Origin of the sequence: Saccharomonospora amisosensis (assembly GCF_011761185.1) — a bacterium.
Lineage (GTDB): Bacteria > Actinomycetota > Actinomycetes > Mycobacteriales > Pseudonocardiaceae > Saccharomonospora_A > Saccharomonospora_A amisosensis.
In genome coordinates this window covers 3,969,668-3,993,416 of record NZ_JAAOYM010000001.1, presented here as the reverse complement: position 1 = coordinate 3,993,416, position 23,749 = coordinate 3,969,668, and the positions used below count along the sequence as shown (strand labels likewise).

Annotated in this window: 24 protein-coding genes; 18 read left to right on the top strand and 6 right to left on the bottom strand. The window is 68.5% G+C overall.

The window, feature by feature from the left end:
* Position 1 precedes the first annotated feature (1 nt).
* Positions 2-559, top strand: coding sequence for a ribosome recycling factor (gene frr, locus FHU38_RS19410; protein ID WP_167173456.1), 558 nt, complete (start codon positions 2-4; stop codon positions 557-559).
* A complete protein-coding gene (locus FHU38_RS19405) occupies positions 559-1,476 on the top strand; it encodes a phosphatidate cytidylyltransferase (RefSeq protein WP_167173454.1) in 918 nt (305 codons plus the stop codon). Before frr ends, FHU38_RS19405 begins: the two co-directional genes overlap by 1 nt.
* A 140-nt stretch (positions 1,477-1,616) precedes the next feature.
* On the opposite strand, the gene FHU38_RS19400 is transcribed toward FHU38_RS19405, so the two are convergent.
* Positions 1,617-2,459 (bottom strand): VOC family protein, encoded by an 843-nt coding sequence (locus FHU38_RS19400; RefSeq protein ID WP_167173452.1) that lies wholly within the window; start codon positions 2,457-2,459, stop codon positions 1,617-1,619.
* Between the two features lie 125 nt (positions 2,460-2,584).
* Between FHU38_RS19400 and FHU38_RS19395 the strand changes: the two genes are divergently transcribed.
* Both FHU38_RS19395 and rlmN read left to right on the top strand, forming a co-directional pair.
* Complete coding sequence (locus tag FHU38_RS19395) at positions 2,585-3,352, top strand: class I SAM-dependent methyltransferase (protein WP_167173450.1); 768 nt, start codon at positions 2,585-2,587, stop codon at positions 3,350-3,352.
* Between the two features lie 90 nt (positions 3,353-3,442).
* On the top strand, positions 3,443-4,576 hold the full coding sequence (rlmN, locus tag FHU38_RS19390; RefSeq protein ID WP_167173448.1) for a 23S rRNA (adenine(2503)-C(2))-methyltransferase RlmN: 1,134 nt from the start codon (positions 3,443-3,445) through the stop codon (positions 4,574-4,576).
* A 23-nt stretch (positions 4,577-4,599) separates the two neighbouring features.
* On the opposite strand, the gene FHU38_RS19385 is transcribed toward rlmN, so the two are convergent.
* Positions 4,600-4,860: a DUF2631 domain-containing protein gene (locus FHU38_RS19385; RefSeq protein WP_167173446.1), complete on the bottom strand. Its 261-nt coding sequence runs from the start codon at positions 4,858-4,860 to the stop codon at positions 4,600-4,602.
* Positions 4,861-5,041: 181 nt separating this feature from the next.
* On the opposite strand from FHU38_RS19385, the gene dxr reads away from it, so the two are divergent.
* From dxr to map, 10 genes are all read left to right on the top strand, one after another.
* Positions 5,042-6,223: a 1-deoxy-D-xylulose-5-phosphate reductoisomerase gene (dxr, locus tag FHU38_RS19380; RefSeq protein ID WP_313886882.1), complete on the top strand. Its 1,182-nt coding sequence runs from the start codon at positions 5,042-5,044 to the stop codon at positions 6,221-6,223.
* Positions 6,224-6,226: 3 nt separating this feature from the next.
* Positions 6,227-7,435, top strand: coding sequence for a M50 family metallopeptidase (locus FHU38_RS19375; RefSeq protein WP_167173442.1), 1,209 nt, complete (start codon positions 6,227-6,229; stop codon positions 7,433-7,435).
* Between the two features lie 74 nt (positions 7,436-7,509).
* Entirely contained in the window at positions 7,510-8,652 is a 1,143-nt protein-coding gene (gene ispG / locus FHU38_RS19370) for a flavodoxin-dependent (E)-4-hydroxy-3-methylbut-2-enyl-diphosphate synthase (protein ID WP_167173440.1), read from the top strand.
* A complete protein-coding gene (locus FHU38_RS19365; protein ID WP_167173438.1) occupies positions 8,653-9,699 on the top strand; it encodes an LLM class flavin-dependent oxidoreductase in 1,047 nt (348 codons plus the stop codon).
* Positions 9,696-10,538, top strand: a complete 843-nt coding sequence (locus tag FHU38_RS19360) for a helix-turn-helix domain-containing protein (protein WP_167173435.1) — start codon at positions 9,696-9,698, stop codon at positions 10,536-10,538. Before FHU38_RS19365 ends, FHU38_RS19360 begins: the two co-directional genes overlap by 4 nt.
* 5 nt (positions 10,539-10,543) lie before the next feature.
* Positions 10,544-10,936 (top strand): VOC family protein, encoded by a 393-nt coding sequence (locus FHU38_RS19355; protein WP_167173433.1) that lies wholly within the window; start codon positions 10,544-10,546, stop codon positions 10,934-10,936.
* A gap of 36 nt (positions 10,937-10,972) precedes the next feature.
* The gene (locus tag FHU38_RS19350) at positions 10,973-11,545 is read left to right on the top strand and encodes a Uma2 family endonuclease (RefSeq protein ID WP_167173431.1); all 573 of its coding nucleotides are present in this window, start codon (positions 10,973-10,975) and stop codon (positions 11,543-11,545) included.
* Between the two features lie 59 nt (positions 11,546-11,604).
* Positions 11,605-12,456 carry a GNAT family N-acetyltransferase gene (locus FHU38_RS19345; RefSeq protein WP_167173429.1) on the top strand — a complete coding sequence of 284 codons (852 nt, stop codon included), beginning with the start codon at positions 11,605-11,607 and terminating at the stop codon, positions 12,454-12,456.
* Positions 12,457-12,611: 155 nt separating this feature from the next.
* Entirely contained in the window at positions 12,612-14,414 is a 1,803-nt protein-coding gene (locus FHU38_RS19340; protein WP_167173427.1) for a penicillin-binding transpeptidase domain-containing protein, read from the top strand.
* Positions 14,415-14,472: 58 nt separating this feature from the next.
* On the top strand, positions 14,473-15,330 hold the full coding sequence (map, locus tag FHU38_RS19335) for a type I methionyl aminopeptidase (protein WP_167173425.1): 858 nt from the start codon (positions 14,473-14,475) through the stop codon (positions 15,328-15,330).
* Positions 15,331-15,344: 14 nt separating this feature from the next.
* Here the strand turns inward: map and FHU38_RS19330 are convergent, their stop codons facing one another.
* On the bottom strand, positions 15,345-16,028 hold the full coding sequence (locus FHU38_RS19330) for a FadR/GntR family transcriptional regulator (protein WP_167173423.1): 684 nt from the start codon (positions 16,026-16,028) through the stop codon (positions 15,345-15,347).
* Positions 16,029-16,118: 90 nt separating this feature from the next.
* Here FHU38_RS19330 and FHU38_RS19325 point away from each other — a divergent pair, with 90 nt between their 5' ends.
* The gene (locus FHU38_RS19325) at positions 16,119-17,354 is read left to right on the top strand and encodes a CynX/NimT family MFS transporter (RefSeq protein WP_167173420.1); all 1,236 of its coding nucleotides are present in this window, start codon (positions 16,119-16,121) and stop codon (positions 17,352-17,354) included.
* A 3-nt stretch (positions 17,355-17,357) separates the two neighbouring features.
* Here FHU38_RS19325 and FHU38_RS19320 read toward each other — a convergent pair whose 3' ends face one another.
* Both FHU38_RS19320 and FHU38_RS19315 read right to left on the bottom strand, forming a co-directional pair.
* The gene (locus tag FHU38_RS19320; RefSeq protein WP_167176302.1) at positions 17,358-18,746 is read right to left on the bottom strand and encodes a mycothione reductase; all 1,389 of its coding nucleotides are present in this window, start codon (positions 18,744-18,746) and stop codon (positions 17,358-17,360) included.
* Positions 18,747-18,907: 161 nt separating this feature from the next.
* A complete protein-coding gene (locus FHU38_RS19315; protein ID WP_208415741.1) occupies positions 18,908-20,416 on the bottom strand; it encodes a cobyric acid synthase in 1,509 nt (502 codons plus the stop codon).
* A gap of 81 nt (positions 20,417-20,497) precedes the next feature.
* On the opposite strand from FHU38_RS19315, the gene FHU38_RS19310 reads away from it, so the two are divergent.
* Positions 20,498-21,292: a S1 family peptidase gene (locus FHU38_RS19310; protein ID WP_167173418.1), complete on the top strand. Its 795-nt coding sequence runs from the start codon at positions 20,498-20,500 to the stop codon at positions 21,290-21,292.
* Positions 21,289-21,735 (top strand): GNAT family N-acetyltransferase, encoded by a 447-nt coding sequence (locus FHU38_RS19305; protein ID WP_167173416.1) that lies wholly within the window; start codon positions 21,289-21,291, stop codon positions 21,733-21,735. The genes FHU38_RS19310 and FHU38_RS19305 overlap by 4 nt, the downstream gene beginning before the upstream one ends.
* Before the next feature lie 35 nt (positions 21,736-21,770).
* On the opposite strand, the gene FHU38_RS19300 is transcribed toward FHU38_RS19305, so the two are convergent.
* Complete coding sequence (locus FHU38_RS19300; protein WP_167173414.1) at positions 21,771-22,958, bottom strand: 8-amino-7-oxononanoate synthase; 1,188 nt, start codon at positions 22,956-22,958, stop codon at positions 21,771-21,773.
* A 71-nt stretch (positions 22,959-23,029) separates the two neighbouring features.
* Here FHU38_RS19300 and FHU38_RS19295 point away from each other — a divergent pair, with 71 nt between their 5' ends.
* Positions 23,030-23,734 (top strand): PIG-L deacetylase family protein, encoded by a 705-nt coding sequence (locus FHU38_RS19295; RefSeq protein WP_208415739.1) that lies wholly within the window; start codon positions 23,030-23,032, stop codon positions 23,732-23,734.
* Positions 23,735-23,749 lie beyond the last annotated feature (15 nt).

The window sequence follows — 23,749 nt, the reverse complement described above, 5'->3', positions numbered from 1 at the left end:
CGTGATCGACGAGACCCTCTTCGATGCCGAAGAGAAGATGGAGAAGGCGGTTTCCGTCGCGAAGGATGATCTGTCGTCGGTGCGCACCGGGAGAGCTACGCCCGCGATGTTCTCCCGCATCGTCGTCGAGTACTACGGTGCACCGACACCGCTGAACCAGCTCGCCAGCATCAACATCCCCGAGGCCCGGATGGCGGTGGTCAAGCCGTACGACGCCTCGCAGCTCAACGCGATCGAGAAGGCGATCCGGGACTCCGACCTTGGCGTGAATCCGACTAACGACGGCACCATCATCCGCGTCGTGATCCCGCAGCTGACCGAGGAACGGCGCAAGGAGATGGTGAAGGTCGCCAAGAGCAAGGGGGAGGACGCGCGGATCTCCATCCGCAGCGTGCGTCGCAAGGCCAAGGAGGAACTCGACCGCATCGCCAAGGACGGCGAGGCGGGCGAGGACGACGTCGCCCGCGCCGAGAAGGAACTGCAAAACCTCACCGACAAGTACGTGCATCAGGTCGACGAGCTGGTGAAACACAAGGAAACAGAGCTGCTCGAGGTCTGATGACTAAGGTGAGCGACGACCAGCAGAGGCGCGAAGGCGGCGAGGAGGGCCAACGCGCCGAGCCGGACGGTCCGTCGGAACCGGCGAGGCCGTCTGGGAGGAAGCCGTCGCGCGCGGGACGAGATCTTCCCGCGGCGATCGCCGTCGGCGTGGTACTGGGGGCGGCGATCCTGGTTTCGCTGTTCACCGTGCGGTACGTGTTCATCGGGATCGTCGCCGCCGCGATCGCCGTTGGCACGTTCGAACTGGCCAACGCCTTCCGTAAGGCGGCGGGAATCCGGATCGCGCTGGTGCCGGTGCTCGTCGGTGGTCAGGCGATGATCTGGCTCGCGTGGCCCTTCGGCCGCGAGGGCGCCGTTACGGCGTTCGTGCTCACCGTGCTGGTGTGCCTGCTGTGGCGGCTGCCCGCCGGCGCGAAGGGCTACGTGCGTGACGTCGGTGCGTCGGTCTTCGCGGCCGCCTACCTGCCGCTGTTCGCCTCGTTCGCCGCGATGCTGGTGCCGCCCGACGACGGCGTTGGCAGGGTGCTGTCCTTCATGATCGTGGTCGTCGCCTCGGATACCGGTGGCTACGCGGCGGGTGTGCTCAGGGGCAGACACCCGATGGCGCCGTCGATCAGTCCGAAGAAGACTTGGGAGGGCTTCGGGGGCTCACTGACGACCGGTGTCCTCGCGGGTGCGTTGTCGCTGGTGCTGTTGCTGGAAGGGCAGGCGTGGCAGGGCGTGCTGTTCGGGGCCGCGATCGTGCTCACCGCGACACTCGGCGACTTGATGGAGTCGCTGATGAAGCGCGATCTCGGCATCAAGGACATGGGCACCACCTTGCCGGGCCACGGCGGGCTGATGGACCGGCTCGACTCGCTGTTGCCGTCCGCCGTGGTGTCCTGGTTGTTGCTGAGCGCGTTCGTCCCGGGCTGAGTCAATCAGCGTCGTCAAGCAGCGCCGTCAAGCAGGCAACGCTGATCCGACATGCCGAGCCGACATGCTGTAGGGACACTACGCTCCCGCGCCGCCCGGGCGCGGCAGTGCCGGTCCTCGCTAGTCCTCGCTAGTCCTCGTCAGTCGTCGTAGGGGTCGTCGACCTCGGCCCTGCCGACTCCGGTGTCGACCGGACGCGATTGATCAATGATCGAGAACACCGCACCACCTGGATCGGCGAGTACGGCCGTGCGTCCGTACGGGGTGTCGAACGGCTCGGTCACCACGCTTCCGCCGAGCATCAGCGCGTGTCCGGCGAGGGCGTCGGCCCCGCGTGCTGGGTGGGCGTGGAAGTAGATCATCCAGTGTGGCGGGACGGTGCCCTGTGATCTCGGGTCCATGACATAGCGGTAGATCACCGGGTCGCGGCCCAGCCGCCATTCCGCGTAGTCGATGTCGTCCCTGCCGATCTGCCTGCTGCTGAACCCGAAGAGCCTGCAGTAGAAGCTGTCCGCGCTGGCACCGTCGTGGGTGTTGAGGTCGGCGCCACTGAACATGCCCGGCCTGCCCTCGGGGAAGTACCAATCGTGCGGCGGCTGCCAGAACACCACCGGTGCACCGCTGGGGTCCACCGCGTGCAGGATTCTGCCCCTGCCGGGGATCTCGACAGGGCCCAAGGTCAACGCGCCGCCGAGATGCTCCACCCACTCGGCCGTGGTGACGGTGCTGTTCACCGCCAGGTGCACGCTCCAACCGGTCGGCTGGTCGCGGGCAGCCTGGTACAGGCCCGCGACTTGCAGGTCGTCGTGTAGGGCGATCGCGTAGCGGCGATTGGCGGTCGCCGGATCACGCTTGACGTGGAAGTCCCAGCCGAACAGTTCGCCGTAGAACTGACGTGCCGAGGCCTCGTTCGCTGTCGCAAGCTCGACCCAACACGGTGTTCCCGCCGCGATCTTCCAGTGGGCTTGGGCACCGACGGACATGGCACAACTCCTTGGCTACGCGGCATGCCCGGCTGCTCGCGCGAGTCGCGGCGATGGGTGGGCTCGCCGAGCCGCCTCGCGCGGATGATCTTACGTCAACGGCGGGTCTCTGTACGCTAGTTCGGGTGAAACGGCTTCTGCGCAGGACGGACGTCGTACCCAGCCCCAACATCTGGTACTACACCGATACCTACGAGCTCGAGAACCGCGCGCAGGATGCCGACGACGTGATCTGGTCCCGGCTCGCCGAACAGGTGTGTTGGGAGGGAGCCGATGTCGTGGACGTCGGCTGCGGCGACGGCTTCCACCTGCCTCGGTTCGCCGCGACGGCGCGCTCGGTATTCGGTGTCGAACCGCACGAACCGCTGGTGCGCAGAGCCAAGCACAGGCTGGCGGGATATCCGACGGTCGCGGTGCGCGGCGGCACGGCACAGCGGCTGCCGCTGGCGGACGCCAGCGCCGACATGGTCCATGCCCGAACCGCCTACTTCTTCGGGCAGGGATGTGAGCCGGGGCTGCGGGAGGCGGATCGCGTGCTGCGGCCCGGCGGGGTGCTCGCGATCGTCGATCTCGACACCAGGCACCGGCCGTACGGCGACTGGATGCTGGCTGACCTTCCGCGCTACGACCCAGACGTGGTCGACGCGTTCTTCGCCCGGCAGGGCTTCAGCTGTCTACGCGTGGAGACGCGGTGGCGGTTTCCCGACCGCGCGAGCATGGCGGCTGTGTTGCGGATCGAGTTCAGCGCCAGGGTCGCCGAGCGCGCCGTCGCCGAGACACTGAAGTTGAACACGGGAACCGAGGACGACGAGCTGATACTGCCCGTGGGCTACCGCATCCTGCTTCGGCGCAAGCCCGGCGGGCTGGTTCGCTCGTCGCGGCCGGGGGGATGACCAGCGGCCGTGGCTCTCGTGTCGGAAGTTCAGGACTTTTGCCCGCTGCATGCCGACGCCTGACTCCACCGTGGGAGAATTGGCAGTGTTATGACTGGCTCCACCGCCCTTCCCCTGGTCTTCGACGCCCCGCGCCGAGGCATGCCACCTCGCCACCTCGCCGACCTGACGGTCGCCGAGCGTGCCGATGCCGTCGCCGCGCTCGGCGAGCGGCCGTTTCGCGCCAAGCAGCTCTCCCACCACTACTTCTCCCGGCTCACCACGGACCCGCACGCGATGACCGACATCCCCACCTCGGCGCGCCAGCGACTGGTGGGCGAGCTGCTGCCGCCGCTGCTGACCGAGGTGCGCGCGGTGACCTGCGACGGCGGCAGCACACGCAAGACCCTGTGGCGCGCGCACGACGGCACGCTGCTGGAGAGCGTGTTGATGCGTTACCCGGACCGCGCGACGCTGTGCATCTCCAGCCAGGCCGGTTGTGGCATGGCCTGCCCGTTCTGCGCGACGGGGCAGGGTGGGCTGGAACGAAACCTGTCCACCGCCGAGATCGTCGACCAGGTACGTGCGGCCGCTGCCGTGCTGCGAGACGGGCTCATGCCCGACTCCGAAGGCACGCCGACCGAGGGCAGGCTGTCCAACATCGTGTTCATGGGCATGGGTGAGCCGCTGGCGAACTACAACCGCGTGCTCGCCGCCGTGCGCAGGATCACAGAACCGTCGCCTGCCGGTCTCGGCATCTCGCAGCGATCGGTCACCGTGTCCACCGTGGGGCTCGCACCCGCGATCAGGAAACTGGCCGACGAGCGGATGCAGGTCCGGCTCGCGGTGTCGCTGCACACACCCGACGATGAGCTGCGCGACGAGCTGGTGCCCGTCAACAACCGGTGGCCGGTGGCCGAGGTGCTACGCGCGGCCAGGTACTACGCCGACACGACCGGCCGCCGGGTTTCCATCGAATACGCCCTCATCAGGGACGTCAACGACCAGCCATGGAGGGCCGACCTGCTGGCGGACTTGTTGCGCGAACACCTCGGCAGGCTGGCGCACGTCAACGTGATTCCGCTGAACCCGACGCCGGGCAGCAAGTGGGACGCCAGCCCGAAACCGGTGGAGCGCGAGTTCGTGCGCCGGGTCAACGCGGGCGGCATTACCTGCACCGTCCGCGACACCCGCGGCCAGGAGATCGCCGCGGCATGCGGCCAGTTGGCCGCGGAGGGTTCGTGAGTGGGCTGACCGTTCGCGCCGGGTCAGCGCCGCCAGGCGGTGCGACGCCGTGCCATGTCGTACAGCAGGCCGAGCACGAGGGCCGAGCCGAGTCCGACCAGCCAGATGTTCTCCGTCTGACCCTCGTGGTTACCGATGAGCATCATGAACAGTACGAACGCGGTGAACCAACCCCCGGCCCTGGCCGCCTTCGGGAAGGTGCCGTGCCAGCCCCACTCGACCGACGGCTCGTCGCGGGTGTCAACGTCGGTTCCGGTGCGCTTCTCGACAGTCTTTCCTGCCACGATGACTCCTCACGTGTCTCACCTGCGGTTCGATGATCGCACATGCCTGTTACGAGCCCTTGGGGGCCGTCCGCGACAATGGTGACGACAATGGTCACGATGACAGCTGCGCGGGTTCCGTCCCTCGGCGGCCCGGACATGGAAGAGTGAATGCGTGAGCGGGCAACCACGGAGCGTTCTCATTCTCGGCTCGACCGGTTCCATCGGCACGCAGGCGCTCGACATCGTCGGCCGCAACCCCGGCCTTTTCCGCGTCGCCGGGATCGCGGCGGGCGGGTCGGACCCGCAGGCGCTGGCCGCGCAGGTCGTCGCGCACGGCGCGGCGGCGGTGGCCGTGACGAAGTCCACCGCGGTGGAGGACCTGCAGTTGGCGCTCTACACCGAGGCGCAGCGGCGGGGGTACGCCAAGGGCGAGTTCCGGCTGCCACGGGTGTTCGCGGGGCCGGACGCCGTACTGGAACTGATCGACACCGCGGCCGCCGACGTGGTGCTCAACGGCATGCCTGGATCGCAGGGGTTGGTTCCCACCCTTCGCGCGCTGGAGACCGGCGCGACGCTGGCGCTGGCGAACAAGGAGTCGCTGATCGCGGGTGGGCCGCTCGTGCTGGACGCGGCAGGGCCGGGACAGCTGGTCCCTGTGGACTCCGAGCATTCCGCGCTCGCGCAGGCGCTACGAGCGGGATCGGCAGTCGAGGTCGACCGGTTGGTGCTGACCGCCTCGGGTGGGCCCTTCCGTGGGCGCACGCGCGAGCAGATGGCAGGTGTCACGGTCGACGACGCCCTGGCACATCCCACGTGGGCGATGGGCCCGTTGGTCACCATCAACTCCGCCACGATGGTGAACAAGGGACTTGAACTCATCGAGGCACATCTGCTGTTCGACATCCCGTGCGAACGCATCGACGTCGTGGTGCACCCGCAGTCGATCGTGCATTCGATGGTGACCTTCGTCGACGGTTCGACGCTGGCGCAGGCCAGCCCGCCCGACATGCGGCTGCCCATCGCGCTGGCACTGCACTGGCCAAACCGCGTGCCGGGCGCCGCGAAGGCGTGCCGGTGGGACGAGGCGGCGGCTTGGACGTTCGAGCCGCTGGACGCCGAGGCGTTCCCCGCCGTAGAGCTAGCCAGGCACGTCGGATCGGTGGGCGGCTGCCTTCCCGCCGTGTTCAACGCCGCCAACGAGGAACTGGTGTCCGCCTTCCTCGCGCAGAACACCGGTTTCACGTCCATCGTGGACACTGTGCAACAGGTGGTGGAGTCGGCCGACGAGTGGCGCGCGCAGCCTCGCGACGTCGAGGACGTCTTCGCCGCGGAACAGTGGGCGCGCGAGCGCGCCCTTGCTATCAGCACGGGAGGGAAGTAGCGCGTGCTCGTCTACATCCTGGGAGTCGCGCTCTTCGCGCTGGGCATCTGTGTGTCCGTCGCCCTGCACGAGGCGGGGCACATGGTCACGGCGAAGGCGTTCGGCATGAAGGTGCGCCGCTACTTCGTCGGCTTCGGGCCCACCGTGTTCTCCTTCCGCAAGGGCGAGACCGAGTACGGGCTCAAGTGGATTCCGCTCGGCGGCTTCTGCGACATCGCGGGTATGACCGCACTGGACGAGGTCAAGCCCGACGAGGCCCCGAGGGCCATGTGGCGGTTCAAGACATGGAAGCGCACCGTCGTGCTCGCCGCTGGGTCCGCCACCCACTTCGTGCTCGGATTCGTGGTGCTGTATCTGATGGCCGTCACGATGGGGTTGCCCAACCTTGACAACCGGGCCGTGGTGTCGGAGGTGTCGTCCTGCGTGCGCGATGCCACCACGGTGGAGCAGGTGAACGACCCCAACTGCCGCCCTGGCGACCCCGCGCCCGCGCTTGCCGCGGGCATCCAGCCCGGCGACGAGCTGGTGGCCGTGGGAGGCAAGGAGATCTCCGGCTGGAGCGACCTGCTCACCGCCGTGCGGAACTCCTCGGGCCCCACCGAGGTGAAGGTGCTACGCGACGGGGCGTTGCAGACACTGACCGTGGACGTGCCCCAGCTGACCCGTCCCTCGCCCGACGGGGGGACGGAGAAGGCTGGTGCGATCGGGGTGGCGCCCGCGAGCCTGCTGCCGTACGGTCCGGTCGACGCGCTCGGCGGGTCGGCCGAGTTCACCGGTGAGATCCTCGTGCAGACCTGGCAGCGGCTGCTGGAGTTCCCCGAGCGCATTCCCGCCGTGGTGGAGGCCATTTTCGGAGGCGAGCGGGACCCGAACACCCCCGTCAGCGTGGTCGGCGCGAGCCGGATCGGCGGTGAGGCGGCCGAGCAGGGCCTGTGGGAGGTCTTCCTGTTCCTGCTGGCGAGCCTGAACTTCTTCGTCGGCATCTTCAACCTGCTGCCGCTGCTGCCGCTCGACGGTGGCCACATCGCCGTCACCTGGTACGAACGGGTACGTGACTGGTTGCGCAAGCTTCGCGGCAAGGCCGCTGGCGGACCGGTGGACTACACGAAACTCAATGCGGTGACAGCGGTCATCGTGGTCATCGGAGGTGCGGTGGTGCTGCTCACCGTCACGGCCGACATCGTGAACCCGATCCGGCTGTTTCCGCAGTAGTGGCGGGCCCGCGCCAGGTGGCGCTCACGTATCGTGGACTCGGCAAGGCAGTTGAGGAGATAGCAGAGGATTCGATGAACATCGACCTGGGTTTGCCAGCCACGCCGCCCCCCGTGCTCTCCGAACGCCGCAAGACCCGTCAGTTGCAGGTCGGCCAGGTCGGTGTCGGCAGTGAGCACCCGATTTCCGTGCAGTCGATGACCACCACGGTCACCGCCGACGTCAACGCCACGCTGCAGCAGATCGCCGAGCTCACGGCCGCGGGCTGCGACATCGTGCGCGTCGCCTGCCCGAGCGCGGACGACGCGGAGGCGTTGCCCGCGATCGCGAAGAAGTCGCAGATCCCGGTGATCGCCGACATTCACTTCCAGCCGAAGTACGTGTTCGCCGCGATCGAGGCCGGTTGCGCAGCCGTCCGGGTGAACCCGGGCAACATCAAGAAGTTCGACGACAAGGTCGCCGAGATCGCCCGCGCCGCCTCCGACCACGGCACACCGATCCGCATCGGTGTGAACGCCGGGTCGCTGGACAAGCGACTGCTTGCGAAGTACGGCAAGGCCACGCCCGAAGCGCTCGCCGAGTCGGCGTTGTGGGAGGCGTCGCTGTTCGCCGAACACGACTTCCACGACCTGAAGATCTCGGTCAAGCACAACGATCCCGTCGTGATGATTCGGGCCTACGAGATCCTGGCGGAGCAGTGCGATTACCCGCTGCACCTGGGCGTCACCGAGGCGGGACCGGCCTTCCAGGGCACCATCAAGTCGGCGGTGGCATTCGGCGCGCTGCTTCGGCAGGGTATCGGCGACACCATCCGCGTCTCGTTGTCCGCGCCTCCGGTCGAGGAGGTCAAGGTCGGCGTCCAGATCCTGCAGTCACTCAACCTGCGGCCACGCAAGCTGGAAATCGTTTCCTGCCCTTCGTGCGGTCGAGCGCAGGTGGACGTCTACAAGCTCGCCGACGAGGTGACCGCGGGACTCCAGGGCATGGAGGTGCCGCTGCGGGTCGCGGTGATGGGTTGCGTGGTGAACGGACCGGGGGAGGCGAGGGAAGCCGATCTCGGTGTCGCCTCCGGCAACGGCAAGGGGCAGATCTTCGTCAAGGGCGAGGTGATCAAAACCGTGCCCGAGCACCAGATCGTCGAGACCCTGATCGAGGAAGCCATGCGGATCGCCGAGGAGTCGGGCGAGAGTGGGGAACCGGTAGTCACGGTGAGCTGAGTGGCGTTCGAACTCGGGATCTACTCCTTCGGGGAGATCACTACCGACCCCGTCACCGGCAAGCTGCCCACGGCGAGGCAGCGGATCCGCGACTACATCGAGCAGGCGGAGGTCGCCGACCAGGTCGGGCTCGACGTGTTCGCCCTTGGTGAGCACCACCGCAGCGACTTCGCCGTCTCCGCCACTTCTGTCGTTCTGTCGGCCATGGCCGAACGTACCCGCGACATCCGGTTGTCGAGCGCGGTGACCGTGCTCAGCTCCGAGGACCCGGTGCGGGTGTTTCAGCAGTACGCGACCTTGGACCTGGTCTCGGGAGGCCGAGCCGAGATCATCGCGGGCAGGGGTTCCTATCTGGAGTCCTTCCCGCTGTTCGGTTACGACCTCGCCGAGTACGACGCGCTGTTCGCCGAGAAGCTCGACCTGCTGTTGGCGGTACGGGAGCGCAATCCAATCAGCTGGTCGGGCAACTACCGCCCCGCACTTCACGAAGCCGACATCGCGCCGAGGCCACTGCAGGAGAAACTGCCCGTGTGGCTTGCTGTTGGTGGGGCACCTCCCTCGGTGGTCCGGGCGGGCAGGCTAGGGCTGCCGCTCGCGCTGGCGATCATCGGAGGTGCACTGCCGCGTTTCGTGCCACTGGCGCGCCTGTACCGCCAGACGGCCCAAGAGGCAGGACATGACCCGGCCGGGCTACGGCTGAGTATCAACTCACCAGGGTTCGTGGCCTCGACGAGTCAGGCGGCCCGCGACCTCTCCTACCCCCACTTCGACCGTGGGATGCTGGAGAACTTCCACGAGCGAGGGCACGGCTTCCACACCCCGCGCCCCGCTTACGACCGGCAGGCCGCACGCGAGGGGGCGCTCGTGGTCGGCAGCCCGCAGGAGATCATCGACAAGATCCTGTACCAGCACGAGCTCTTCGGGCACGGCAGGCTGCTCATCCAGTTGGGCTTCGGAGGCGTGCCGCAGCGGGAGACACTGCGCGCGATCGAACTGCTGGGCACGGAGGTCGCGCCGGTGGTTCGCAAGGAGCTCCCGGTGCCATGAGTGGCGACGAGTGGGTCATGGCAGCCCCGCACCCAGCGCTGCGGCCGCTCGTCATGCGCTACCTGGGCTACGCCCGGCACGAGGCCGCGCCCGCGCTACACAGGGGGTTGCCGAGTAGGCACGTTACGCTCGCGATCAGTTTGGCCGATCCGATGCGGGTGATCGGTGCCCCTGGTTCGGGTCAGCCGTCGGCGCGACCGCAGGGTGTGCTCGGCGGTATGCACACCAGTCCTGTGCTGATCGCCCAGCAGGGCCACCTGTGCGGCGTCCACGTGGAGTTGCACCCCCTCGGGCTGCGGGCGTTGTTCGGCTACTCCTCCGCCGAGCTGAGCGAGCACGTGGTCGATCTCGCTGACCTCGGCTCACGATTCGCCGCGCTACCGCCGCGGCTTGCTGCTGAATCGGGTTGGCGAGGCCGCTTCGCGGTGCTCGACGAGGTGCTGCTCGGCGGGTTCACCGGCACCGAGGACCCCGTACCGGAGCTGGCGTTGGCCTGGCGGTGGCTGCTGGCCAGCGGTGGCACGATGCGCGTGGCGCAGCTGGCAGGGGAGGTCGGCTGGAGCCGAAGGCACCTGGGCGAGGTGTTCCGGCGTGAGGTGGGCCTTTCCCCGAAGCAGGCGGCCAGGGTGCTGCGTTTCGAGCGCGCTGGCACGTTGCTGCGGCGCGGTACCCGAATGAACCTGGCGGAACTTGCGGCGGTATGCGGCTACAGCGATCAGTCGCACCTCACCAACGAGTGGCGGGCGCTGGCCGGGTGTTCTCCGGGCACCTGGATCGCAGAGGAGCTCCCATTCCTGCAATACGACACCGGTAAGCAGGCAGCAGGATCGCAAGTATGAACAACATGAGCAAACCCGGAGTCTGGCCCGCCATCCTGTACACCGATACCGAGGCGGCGAGGCGCTTTCTGATCGAGGTCATCGGCTTCACCGAGAGCTTCACGGTGCGAGGGGAGGACGGCACCACTGTGCGGCACGGCGAGTTGCTGTGGCCCGAGGGCGGCGGTGTCATGTACGGCTGCGCGGCCAACGGCCACACCGGGCAGTCCGAATCAGCGACGGGCAGCAGCCTGCTCTACGTCGCGACGCGAGATCCCGACCAGGTCTGTGAGCGAGCACGAGCGGCCGGGGCCAAGATCCTGGCCGAACCACACGACACCGACTACGGCTCCCGCAACGTCGCGATCGCCGACCCCGACGGCAATGTGTGGACGTTCGGCACCTACGGCGGGGCTTGATATCCTCGAGATACGGCGGTGCACGGGAGGTTGCTCATGAGCGTCGCGTTCGCTGATTCCGCGTTGAGCTGGGACGACCTTCTGGCAACCTGGCGGAGGCTGGAGATCCCCGAGGGGTGGCGGCCGGAGGTTACGCTTGAGGGGATCCACATGACGCCGCCCCCTGGGGGAACGCACAATCTGATCGCCGATCAGGTCCATGACGCTCTGACGCGCGGGCGGCCTGCTGGCTGTGGAGTCTTCCAGACACTCGGGGTCGGGATCAGCGGCATCGGCGCGATCTACGTCCCCGACCTGTGCGTGGTGCCCCGAAGCGCCGTGCCGAGAACGTCCGATCCCGTGGTAGCCGAGGATGTGCTGCTCGCCGTCGAAATCACCTCCCGAGGTAACGCTGAGCACGACCGCAAGCGCAAGAAGTGGGCGTACGCGCACGGCGGCATTCCGCAGTACCTGCTCATCGACCCCTTCGACGAGGAAGGCGCCGCCGTGTCGCTGTTCAGCGAGCCGGCAGGCGGCTCCTACCGCAGGGCTTGCAGGCTGGCAGTCGGCGAACGGATCAAGCTCGGCGAGCCGTTCGACATCGAACTGGACACCGACCGGTTCGAGTGAATCCTGGGGTTCGGGGACGGGCTTTTCCTACTCGGCCGTTCATCTGGCAATCTTGACGTGTGTTGCGGCTTGCCGGTGCGAGGCTGCTCGAGGACAGGGACTACCCGGCCGTTCGCGCGGTGCTCGCGGCGGACCCGGTGGGCAGCTGCATGGTTTCCGCCCGCGTCGAGTTGGCCGGGCTGGACCCATGGCGGCTCGGCGGGGAACTGTGGGGCGCCGAAGGCCGCTACGGCAGGAACGGACTGCAGGGGCTGTGCTTCGCGGGTCCCAACCTGATCCCGTTGCGGGGCAACGCGGCCGTGTTGCGTTCCTTCGCCGACCGTGCGCTGCGCAGGCCGAGGACATGCTCGTCTCTTGTCGGCCCGGCCGAACAGGTGCTGGGCCTGTGGTCGGAGTTGGTGGCCGAATGGGGACCCGCCAGGGAGGTGCGGCCTGATCAGCCGCTGATGGCCATCGACCGGCTGCCCGATGTCGCCGTCGACCCGTTCGTGCGACCTGTGCGACCCGACGAGCTGGAGCGGTACCTGCCCGCGGCGGTCGCCATGTTCACCGAGGAGGTGGGCATTGACCCGAGGATCGGCGACGGGGGAGCGAGTTACCGGGCACGGGTGTCCGAACTGATCGCATCGGGTCGGGCGTTCGCCAGGTTCGAACACGGTGAAGTGGTGTTCAAGGCCGAGATCGGCGCGCTTTCTGGGAGCGTTGGCCAGATCCAGGGGGTGTGGGTACATCCCGACCGGCGCGGTGGCGGCCTCGGCACGGCGGGAACGGCCGCCGTCGCCGCCAGGCTCGTGCAGGGGATGGGCCGCATCGCCAGCCTGTACGTCAACTCCTTCAACGCACCGGCGCTCGCCGCCTACCGCAAGATCGGCTTCCAGCAGGTCGGCCGCTACGCGACGGTGCTCTTCTGAGCGGGTTCACGGTCGATGACGGTTTCGGCCGCTCGCGCCGCGCGCACACTCGTCGAGGTCGGACACCCCGAAGCTGGGTTCGGTACTGGTGGCCCGCTACGACCGGTGGCGTTAATGAGCCGCGGAACCGGGGGGCGATCGCATATTGTCAGCCTGTGCGAACCAGGCCTCACCCGATCGTGTCGTTACTGCTCGGTGCAGCTCTCATACTCAGTGGGTGCGGAGTGTTCGGCGGCAGCGACGCCGAGGACGTCACCACCGAGTTCCTGGCCGCGCTTGCCGGGGGCGACACCGAACGGGCCGCCGCACTGACCGACTCCCCAGGAGCCGCGAAGAGCACGCTCGACCAGGTGAGGTCCGCACTGCAACCCGAGGCCGTCGAAGCGCGGGTGAACCGGGTAGACGAGTGGGATGGTCGGGAGGCGGGAGCCGACTACCGGATCGGGTGGCGGCTCGGCGACGGCCGTCGCTGGGACTACGACGCTCGCGCCCGCCTGTACCAGATCGAGGGCGAGTGGAAGCTGCGCTGGCAACCTACCGTCGTGCATCCCAAGCTCGGGGCGAACCAGTCGCTGGCCCTGCGAACCGAACTGCCGCCGCCCGCACCCGTCCTCGACCGCGACGGCGCGCCGCTGCTCACCGCCGACACGGTCGTCAGCGTGCTCGTGGACCGTAAGGAGGCGGGCGAGGAGCTGCAGCGAGTAGTGGGCACGCTCGCCGACAAGCTTGGCCCGCTTGACGCGAGCATCACCCGGCGCTCCATCGGCGAGGGCGTGCGAAACACCGAGGCAGGCAAGCCCTACGTCGTTGCCGTGCTGCGCTCGACCGACTACTACGCGATCAAACCCGCCATCTACAACCTGCCCGGTGTGCGGTTCACCAGCCAGCAACGACTGCTTCCGGTCGAGAAGGACCTCGGTAGCCAGGTCCTTCCCGCTATCCGCACCGCCATGGCCGGTCGACTCGGCGGCAAGCCCGGCTGGCGGATCGTCGTCGTGGACGCCTCCGGCGCCGAACTAGACCGGCTGCACAGTGTGCGACCGCAAGAGGCGAAGGCCTTGAACAGCACGCTGAGCCTGCCGACCCAGCAGGCCGCCGAGCGGGCGCTGGACGAGGTCGATGTGCCAGGGGCGATTGTGGCGTTGCGGCCGTCAACCGGTGAACTGTTGGCCGTCGCGCAGAACGAACCCGCCGACGCGGAGGGCGCCATCGCGCTCACTGGCCGCTATCCGCCCGGCTCCACTTTCAAGATCGCTACGGCGGCCGCCGTGCTCGGGCAGGGCCGTGTGCGTTCCGACACGCGGGTGGAATGCCCGCCGACCACCGTGATCGCGGACAGGTTGGTGCCCAACGACGAGCGGTTCGGCCTCCCTACGGGGCCGTTGCACACCGCGTTCGCGCACTCGTGCAACACCACGTTCGCCCGGCTGTCGGCTGACCTGCCTCCGTCGGCGCTCACCGAGGCGGCTCGCAGTCTCGGCATCGGTGCGGATTTCGTGGTGCCGGGCATCACGACGGTCACCGGGTCCGCCCCGCCGGGGGACACGCGAGTGCTACGCGCGGAGAACGGCTTCGGTCAGGGCCGCATGCTCGCCAGCCCGTTCGGGATGGCGCTGATGGCAGGCACGGTCGCCCCGGGCAAGACCCCGGTGCCGAGCCTGGTGAGTGGACAACGCACCGAGGCCACCAAACTCGGAGAGCCGTTGAAGCCGGAGGTGTTGAAAGCACTGCGCGGCATGATGCGCGAGGTGGTGACCGATGGCACAGCGCGGCAGCTAAGTGACCTGCCAGGTGTGCACGGCAAGACGGGCACCGCGCAGTTCGGCGACGGAAGCAACGCCCACGGGTGGTTCGCCGGTTACTCCGGTGACGTCGCCTTCTCGGTTTTGCTGGTGGGGGCGGGGTCGTCCAAGCCCGCCGTCCAGGTCAGCGAGCGCTTTCTCGAACAGCTGTCCTGACGTGTGGCAGGGTCCTGCTCGCCGGTCCGCCGATCGGGCAGCGTCGTAGGCTGGGGGCATGCCCGATCGCGCTCCGCTCAAGCCCGGCGTCCAGTCCCCACGCCGCCCCGTCCCGTCCTCCATCGATCGTCCCGAGTACGTCGGTAAGCCCGCGCCCAAACGGGACAGCGGCAACGGCGTGCGCAGCCCGGAGGTCATCGAGGCGATGCGCGTGGCGAGCCGGATCGCGGCGCAGGCGCTGGAGGAAGGCGGCAAGGCCGTCAAACCAGGCAACACCACCGACGACATCGACCGGGTGGTGCACGAGTTCCTGCTCGACCACGGGGCATATCCATCCACGCTGGGCTACCGCGACTTCCCCAAGTCCTGCTGCACCTCGCTGAACGAGGTCATCTGCCACGGCATCCCCGACTCGACCGTGATCGAGGACGGTGACATCTGCAACATCGACGTCACGGCCTACATCGGCGGTGTGCACGGCGACACCAACGCCACGTTCCTCGCCGGTGACGTGTCCGAGGAGGTCAGGCTGCTCGTCGAACGCACCCGCGAGGCGACGATGCGTGCCATCAAGGCCGTGCGTCCGGGCAGGCAGCTGAACGTGATCGGCAGGGTCATCGAGTCGTATGCCAAGCGGTTCGGTTACGGCGTCGTCCGCGACTTCACCGGCCACGGTGTCGGGCCCGCGTTCCACACAGCGCCAACCGTGTTGCACTACGAGGAGCCGTCGGTGACCACGGTCATCGAGCAGAACATGACGTTCACGATCGAGCCCATGATCACGCTGGGCACGATCGACTACGACGTCTGGCCGGACGACTGGACGGTGACCACGAAGGACAAGAAGTGGACCGCTCAGTTCGAGCACACGATCCTGGTGACCGAGACCGGCGCGGAGATCCTCACGTTGCCGTGAGGTAGCCATCGACGCTAGCCGGTCGGGTCGGTCTGCCTTGCGATCAGTTCGTCGAGGAAGCCGCGCGCCTGTTCGCTCGCTCGCCGCGGGTCCTTGGCCGCGATGGCGTCGAGGATGCCACGGTGGTCGATCGCCTCGGCCTTCGAGAGGTCGGCCTGCGAGGTGGTGGCCACGCTGGCCGTGACCACCTCGGTCAGCCCCCGGTAAAGCTCGCTGAGCAAGGTGTTGTGGCCTGCCTGCACCACCGCGAGGTGGAACTCGGCATCGGTGCGCACGAACGCGGTGAATTCGCCGTCGGCCCAGGCCCGGTCTCGGCGGTCGAGCAGCGTGGTGAGCAGTTCCAGGTCGGCTTCGGTGCGCTCGCGTGCGGCCAGCGCCGCGCCCTCCACCTCCAGCGTCCTGCGCACCTGCAGTACCTCGCGCAACTGTGAGCCACACAGCCTGCGGACGGCGCCGGAGACCTCGCTGGTGGCGCGCACGTAGGTGCCGTCGCCCTGCCGTACCTCGAGCAGTCCGCTGTGGGCGAGTGCGCGAACGGCCTCCCGGATCGTGTTGCGGCCGACGCCGAGGGTGGTAACCAGCTCCTGCTCGGTGGGAATGCGTTCGCCGACAGGCCACTCGCCCTGGCGAATGGCCTCCCTGAGCTGGCCGATGACCTGATCGACCAGTCCGGCGCGTTGGGGCGCTGCCAGTGGCACCGCTGGGTCCTTTCCACGAGCCTTCGCTGCGTTAGTCGCCCTGCGTCATCCGTTCAACCGATCATCCTACGTATGGTTAGGATAGCGAACATGTCGGCCGATGGTGGGATGTCCGTGGACGCCGAGGTTCGTCGCGGCACGAGCCAGGGCCGCAGGAGGCACTCGGCACTGCTGGGTGGCGGCCTGCTGCTGGCCGTCGCGGTGGTGCTCGCGGCACTCAACCTGCGGCCCTCCATCACGGCTGTCGCTTCGGTGCTCGACGAGATGCGCGACGAACTGGGGGCGTCGGGTGTCTGGGCAGGCGCGCTCACCACCGCCCCCGGGCTCTGCTTCGCCATCGCGGGATTGGCCGCCCCGCTGCTGGCCAGACGGGTCGGCGTCAACGCGGGCGTGGCCACCGCGCTCACCGTGCTGACGGCGGGGCTGCTGCTGCGAATCCTCGACGGGCCACTCGTCGTGCTCGGCGGCACTCTCGTGGCCAGCGCTGGCATCGCGTTCGCCAACGTGTTGATTCCGGTAGTTGTGAAGGCGTCGTTCGCCACCAAGGTCGGCCTGATGACCGGGATCTACACGGCCGCGTTGCAGGCGGGTGGTGCGCTCGGTTCCTCGGTGACGCCCCCGCTCGACGCCGCTTTGGGTGGTTGGCGAGCGGGCCTCGGCAGTTGGGCGGTGCTATCGGCGCTGGCATTGGTGCTGTGGCTGGTCGCCATGCGTGGCGGGGCGTCAGTGACCAGGGCGCCGGGCGGGGTGAGCGGCGGCCGGTCGCTGCTGCGCAGCCCGCTCGCGTGGATTGTGACGATCTTCTTCGGCTCGCAGGCGAGCCTTGCCTACGTCGTCATGGGATGGCTGCCGCAGGTGCTGATGGATGCGGGCGTCACTCGCACGACCGCGGGGCTGCTGCTGGGCCTGGTTTCCATTCTCGGTCTGCCGGTGAGCCTGGTCGTGCCCGCGATGGCGGCACGGCAGGGCAGTCAAAGTTGGTGGATCGTCGGGCTCGGGGTGTTCGGGATCGCGGGCGTCACCGGGCTGATGGTCGCCCCTTCGGCCTCACCGCTGCTGTGGTCGATCCTGGTGGGCATCGGTATGAGCGTGTTCTCGTTGGCGCTCACCACCATCGCGTTGCGCGCCCGCGACAGTTCCGACACCGCGAAGCTGTCCGGCATGGCACAGGGCTTCGGCTACCTGCTCGCCGCGCTGGGGCCGTTCCTGTTCGGGTTGCTGCACGACCTCACCGGCGGCTGGACGGTGTCGTTCGCGATGCTGCTGGCGATCGTGGCCGGCCAGATGGTGTTCGGCTTCCTTGCCGGTCGCCCCCGGTACGTCTAGCGGCTACTCGCCGACCAGCTTCAGCAGGGCGTTCTCCACCAGTTCCGGCATAGCGGGGTGGATCCAGTACTGCCCCTTCGCCATGGATCGCGCGTCCAGCCCGAAGCTCATCGCCTGGATCAGCGGCTGAAGCAGGGTGGGCGCCTGCGGGCCGATGATATGGGCCCCCAGTAGCTTTCCGGTGTCTTCCTCGGCGAGCAGTTTCGCGAAGCCGGTGGTGTCCTCCATCGCCCAGCCGTAGGCGATGTCGGCGTAGTCCTGGACGGCGCTCACGTACCGGACGCCTCGTGCTGCCGCGTCTCGTTCGGTGAGGCCTACCGAGGCGATCTGCGGTGAGGTGAACACGGCGTGTGGTACGAACCGGTGGTCGGCCGCGATCGGATCGTCGGGGTGCAGCAGGTTGTGCTGCACGACGCGCGCCTCGTGGTTGGCCACGTGTTTGAGCTCGTACCACGAAGACAGGTCACCGAGTGCGTAGATGCCCTCCACGCTGGTGCGCTGGTACTCGTCCACCACGATGTGCCCGCTCTGCGAGGTGGCGACGCCGGTCGCGGCCACGTCGAGCAGGTCTGAGTTGGGGCGCCTACCCGTGGCCACAAGCAACAACTCGGCTTCGACGGTCTCGTCGCCGCCGGGACCACGCAGGTCGAGTGCCACTCCGGCGGAGGTGCGGCGGGCACGCACGGTCGCGCGGTTGAGGCGCACGTCGAAACGCCGCGACGCCAGTTCGGTGAATCGCTCGCTGATGTCGTCGTCCTCGGTGCGAAGCAGCGCGCCCGAACGGGCCACGATCGTCACGTCCACGCCGAAGGAGCCGAGGACGTGGGCGAACTCGGCGCTGATGAACCCGCTGCCCAGAATGATCGCGCGACGGGGCAACTCGTCGATGCGCATTACGGTGTCGGAGGTGTGGTAGTCGACCTCTGCCAGGCCAGGCACGTCCGGCACCGTCGCTCGGCCGCCCGCGGCCAGCACGAACTCCTCCGCTGTCAGCGTCTCCTCCCCGTGGGGCAGGGTGACCGTCAGTTCCTTGTGCCCGGTGAACCGGCCCTCGCCCTGGTACACCGTTACGCCGTCGTTGTCGGGATGGTCGAGTCGGTACCGCAGCCCACCGTCGGCGATCGGGTCGATCCGTCCGAAAACCCGGTCACGAATCTCTCGCCACCGCACTCCTCGAAGCTCCAGATCGGCGCCAAGCCGCTTCGCCTCCGAGGGGGTGGCCGCGAGGTCGGCGGGGTAGACGAACATCTTCGTGGGGATACAGCCCACGTTCAGGCACGTGCCACCGAAGACGCCCTTCTCGACGATCGCGACCTTACGGTCGGCGAACCGCTGGTCGAGGATCGAGTTACCGGATCCGGTACCGACGATCACGAGGTCGTAGTGCGGCACGGCGTTGCCCTTCGGACGGCGACGGGTTGCGTGTAACCCAACCGGGTTCAGTGTCGAATTGTTCCGCACGCCCACCACGACAGGACCACCACGGCTGATGTGGTCAAGGTCACGGCCTGCGTCGAGTGGTGTCGTGTCCGGTTCGGAGGTTCGAGGCCCCCTCAGCCGGGTTCGCGGCCGAGCCGCACCCACGGCAGGTCGGCGGGTGCGCCTTCGCGGATCAGCTCAAGCAGCGCGGAGGTGTCCACGTGCTCGGCGATCGCGTCGGCAAGGGTGTCGAGCATGGCTTCCCTGCGGGTCGCGAACCCGGGGGCGTTCTCGTGCGGCTGCCATGGCACCCCCGCCTGCGAGGCGATCTCGGCCAGCCACGCGCGGCGGAACGCGTCGCTTTCGAACGCGCCGTGCCACATCGTCGCCCACAGCGCTCCGCGTCGCATACCGTCCAGAAACGGTTCCCAGTCTCCGTCGCTTCTGGTGATGACACCGTGGTGGATCTCGTAGCCGGTGACCGGATGGCCTCGCCAGTGACCCGTTGGCCTTCGCAGTGTCTTGTCCCGGCCGAAGCGCACCTCCAGTGGCAGCAGGTCGAGACCGGGCACCGTACCCGCGCCCGACTCGACATCGTCGTGAACGGCGCCCGCGAACATCTGAAAGCCACCGCAGATGCCGAGCACCGGGCGGCCCTGCCGCACTCGCACGGCAAGGACATCGGCAAGGCCACGCTCCCGCAACCAACTGAGGTCGTCCACAGTGGACCTCGTGCCTGGAAGCACGGCCAGGTCGGCGGCCGCGAGCACGTCAGGGTCGGCAGTGACCGTCACCGCGACCCCCGGCTCGGCCGCCAGCGGGTCGACGTCGGTGGCATTGGACACCCTCGGCAGCCGCACCACGGCGACGCGCAGTGTCGGCTGCCCACCACTTCGGTGGCGCGACCAGCCCGCGATCGCGAGCGCGTCCTCGGAGTCCAGCCACACGTCGAAGAGCCAGGGCAACACCCCGAGCACCGGCCTACCGGTGATCTCGCGCAGCGTGCGCAGCCCTGGCTCGAGCAGTGCGCGATCACCCCGGAACTTGTTCACGACGAACGCGGCCAACCGCGCTTGGTCCTGCTTGTCGAGCAGCCCGACCGTTCCCGCCATGGCGGCGAGCACGCCACCCCTGTCGATGTCGCCGACGAGCACAACGGGAAGGTCCGCCGCCCTCGCGAGGCCCATGTTGACGTAGTCACCCTCCCGCAGGTTCACCTCGGCAGGGCTGCCGGCGCCCTCGCAGACAACGACATCGAACCGGGCTCGCAACTCGGCGAGCGCGTCGTGGGCCGAGGAGGCGAGCACTTCGCGGCCTGCCGACCAGTTTCGGGAGTCGAGCTCGCCCCACGGCTTGCCGCGCAACACGACGTGGCTGCGCCGGTCGCCGCCCGGTTTGAGCAGTACCGGGTTCATCGCCGATTCCGGTTCGACCCCGCATGCCCGTGCCTGCAGCCACTGAGCCCTGCCGATCTCGGAGCCGTCGGCGCACACCATGGAGTTGTTCGACATGTTCTGCGCCTTGAAGGGAGCCACCCTCACACCCTGGCGTGCGAGCCAGCGGCACAGTCCAGCCACGACAGTCGACTTGCCCGCGTCCGACGTCGTTCCCGCCACAAGCAGTCCGCCTCGGATTGCCGCCAAGCTATTCCACTCCTTCCGGGGACACCGTGGGCGCCCAGGTTCAATCTAGGGTTGTCCTGGTATCGAGGGAGGGGAAATTCCGTGTCCACAAAGTTCCGACGCGCGCTGATCGTGACCTTCGCGCTGTTGTTGGCCGCCGCCTTCGCGCCTGTCGCGCACGCGGACCAGACCAGTAAGGCGCAGCCGTTCATCGTCGGCGGCCACGATGTGTCGATCGGTGACCATCCGTATGCCGTGTACCTGGTCGACGGGCGGAACCATCAGTTCTGCGGCGGCACGCTGGTCGAGCACGACACGGTGCTGACAGCGGCCCACTGCGCGGTTGCGGTGCGACCCTATGAACTCGGGGTCGTGGCGGGCAGGCAGGACACGAGGATGGCCGACGGCATCCAGACCGGCGTGCGCAGTGTGTGGCTCGCGCCCGGCTACCAGGACCCGACCGCGGGAAACGACATCGCGGTGCTCAAACTGGACCGTCCCGTGCCGTACCGGCCCGCGCGGTTGCCGTCCAGCGAGGACACGGACCTTTACCTGCCCGGCACGGAGGCGATGGTGCTCGGCTGGGGCCGCCTGTGGGAGGGCGGAGACAAGGCAACCGAACTGCAGGGTGCGACGGTGCCGGTAATGAGCGACAGCGAGTGCGCCCAGGCCTACGGCTCCTACGAGCCGGACACGATGATGTGCGCGGGCTATCCGGAGGGCGGTGTCGACGCCTGCCACGGTGACTCCGGTGGCCCGCTGGTGGTGGGCGACATCCTGGTCGGCATCGTGTCGTGGGGTGACGGCTGCGCGAAGCCAGGCAAGCCCGGTGTCTACACCCGCGTAGCGACCTACTCCGAACACGTGGACAGCCTTCTGGTACGCCTTCGAAGGTGACCGAAACCCTCTCGCGCGCGGGCACGGAACTCACCGCCGCCCAATTGCATGATCTGTTGAAACTGCGGGTCGACGTGTTCGTGGTCGAGCAGGAGGCCGCCTACCCGGAGGTGGACGGCAAGGACCTGCTGCCCACCACCCGGCACTTCTGGGTTCCCGGGGAACACGGCGCCGCGGCGTGTCTTCGCGTGCTCACCGAACCCGACGGTGTGCTGCGCATCGGCCGGGTATGCACGGCCCGCTCGGTGCGGGGCAGCGGGCTGGGCGCTCTCCTGATGGAGGCCGCGATGGCGTTCGCGGGCGAAGCGGAGTGCGTTCTCGACTCGCAGACCTACGCGCAGGGCTTCTACGCGCGATACGGCTTCCGGCCGGAGGGTGAGGAGTTCGTGGACGACGACGGCATCCCGCACATCCGCATGCGCAGGCCGAGACCGGACCGCTAGCCCCGCGCCGTCGCCCCGGCAGTGGCAGGTGACGATCACGCCTTCGCGCCCTCCGGTGCCGACTCGACGATCACGCGCACCGCGCGGTCCAGGTCCGCCTCGGTGAGGTCGGCCCTCGCGGTCAGGCGCAATCTGGACACCCCGTCCGGCACCGAAGGCGGCCGGAAGCAACCGACCCGCACCCCCTGCTCGGCGCAGCGCGCGGCCCAGGTGACCGCGTCCTCGGGGTTGGGCGCGCGCACCGACACGACGGCGGCCTCCGGGCTGCTGGTGCTCAACCCGGCCGCCCGCAACCGAGAGGACAACTCACCCGCCGCCGTCAGCACCCGGCCGGGCAGCTCGGGCTCGTCGCGCAGCACCCCGAGCGCGGCGAGCGCTGCGGCGGCGCTGGCAGGCGCGAGCGCGGTGTCGAATATGAAACTGCGCGCGGTGTCCACCAGGTGCCGGATGACCCTGCGCGGTCCGAGCACGGCACCGCCCTGCGCACCCAACGATTTCGACAGCGTCAACGTGATCACCACGTCCGGCTCGCCCGCCAACCCGGCCGCGGCCACCGCGCCCTTGCCACCGTCGCCGAGCACACCGAAGCCGTGCGCGTCGTCCACCAGCAGCGCGGCACCGTGCTGCCTGCACACCCGCGACAGCTCACCGAGCGGCGCGAGGTCGCCGTCAACGGAGAACACCGAATCGGTGACCACGAGCGCGCGCTGCCTGCGGCGGGTGGCCAGCGCGTGGGCCACGGCATCGGGGTCACTGTGGGCTACTGCGGCGATGTCGGCCCTCGAAAGGCGGCAGCCCTCGATGAGTGAGGCGTGGATGTACTTGTCGGTCACGATCGCGGACTCGGCTCCGGACAACGCGGTCACCGCGCCGAGGTTGGCCGTGAAGCCGGAGGAGAACACCAGCGCGGCAGGTGCCCCGCAGAACCGGGCCAACTCGTGCTCCAGTTCCGCGTGTAGTTCGGTGGAGCCGGTCACGAGCCGCGAGCCGGTCGAACCGGCACCCCAACGCAGCGCGGCGGCAGCGGCGGCGCCAGCCACGCGCTTGTCCCTGGCCAGCCCCAGATAGTCGTTGCCCGCCAGATCGAGCTGCTCGGTGTCCGATCCTCGGGGCCGCAGCCGCCGCACCAACCCGGCTTCGGCACGCTTCGTTGCTTCCGAGTCGAGCCAGTCGAACACCTGCTCGGGTGCGTTGACCGTGGTTGCTGAGCCGGGTGAGTTCACGGCTGGCAGTCTCGCATCGCGGCAGGGCACGGTAGACAGGGAGGGTGACACACGACTCAACACTGCAAGCTATGCCAGAGGACTGGCAGCGAGCGCTGGCGATTGTCGCGCATCCCGACGACCTGGAATACGGCGCCTCCGGCGCGATCGCACGCTGGACGTCGCAAGGTCGCTCGGTCGCCTACGTCCTCGCTACCCGAGGTGAGGCAGGAATCGACGGAATGTCCCCCGAGGAGGCGGGCCCGCTGCGTGAGCGGGAGCAGATCGCGAGTGCCGCCGTCGTCGGGGTGGAAACCGTCGAGTTCCTCGATCACGCCGACGGAGTGATCGAGTACGGGCTGCCGCTGCGCCGTGACCTGGCCGCGGCGATTCGTAGGCACCGGCCGGAACTGGTGGTGCTGCTCAACCACAGGGAGAGCTGGCCGGGCGGAGGTCTCAACATGGCCGACCACCGCAATGTGGGGCTGGCCACCCTCGACGCGGTGCGGGACGCGGCCAACCGGTGGGTGTTCCGGGAACTGCTCGACAAGGGCCTGCGGCCGTGGCAAGGGGTGCGTTGGGTGGCCGTGGCCGCCTCGCCGCTGGCGACACATGCCGTGGAGATCTCGGCGACGATCGACATGGCTGTGCGGTCGCTGCTGGAACACCGCGCTTATCTGGAGGGGCTCGGCGAAGCCGCGGGCGATCCCGACAGCTTCCTGCGTAAGGCCGCTGCCGAGACCGGCACCCGCTTCGGCGGGGGACTGGCGTGCTCGTTCGAGCTGATCCCGATGTAGCCCGCCTGCCCGCCA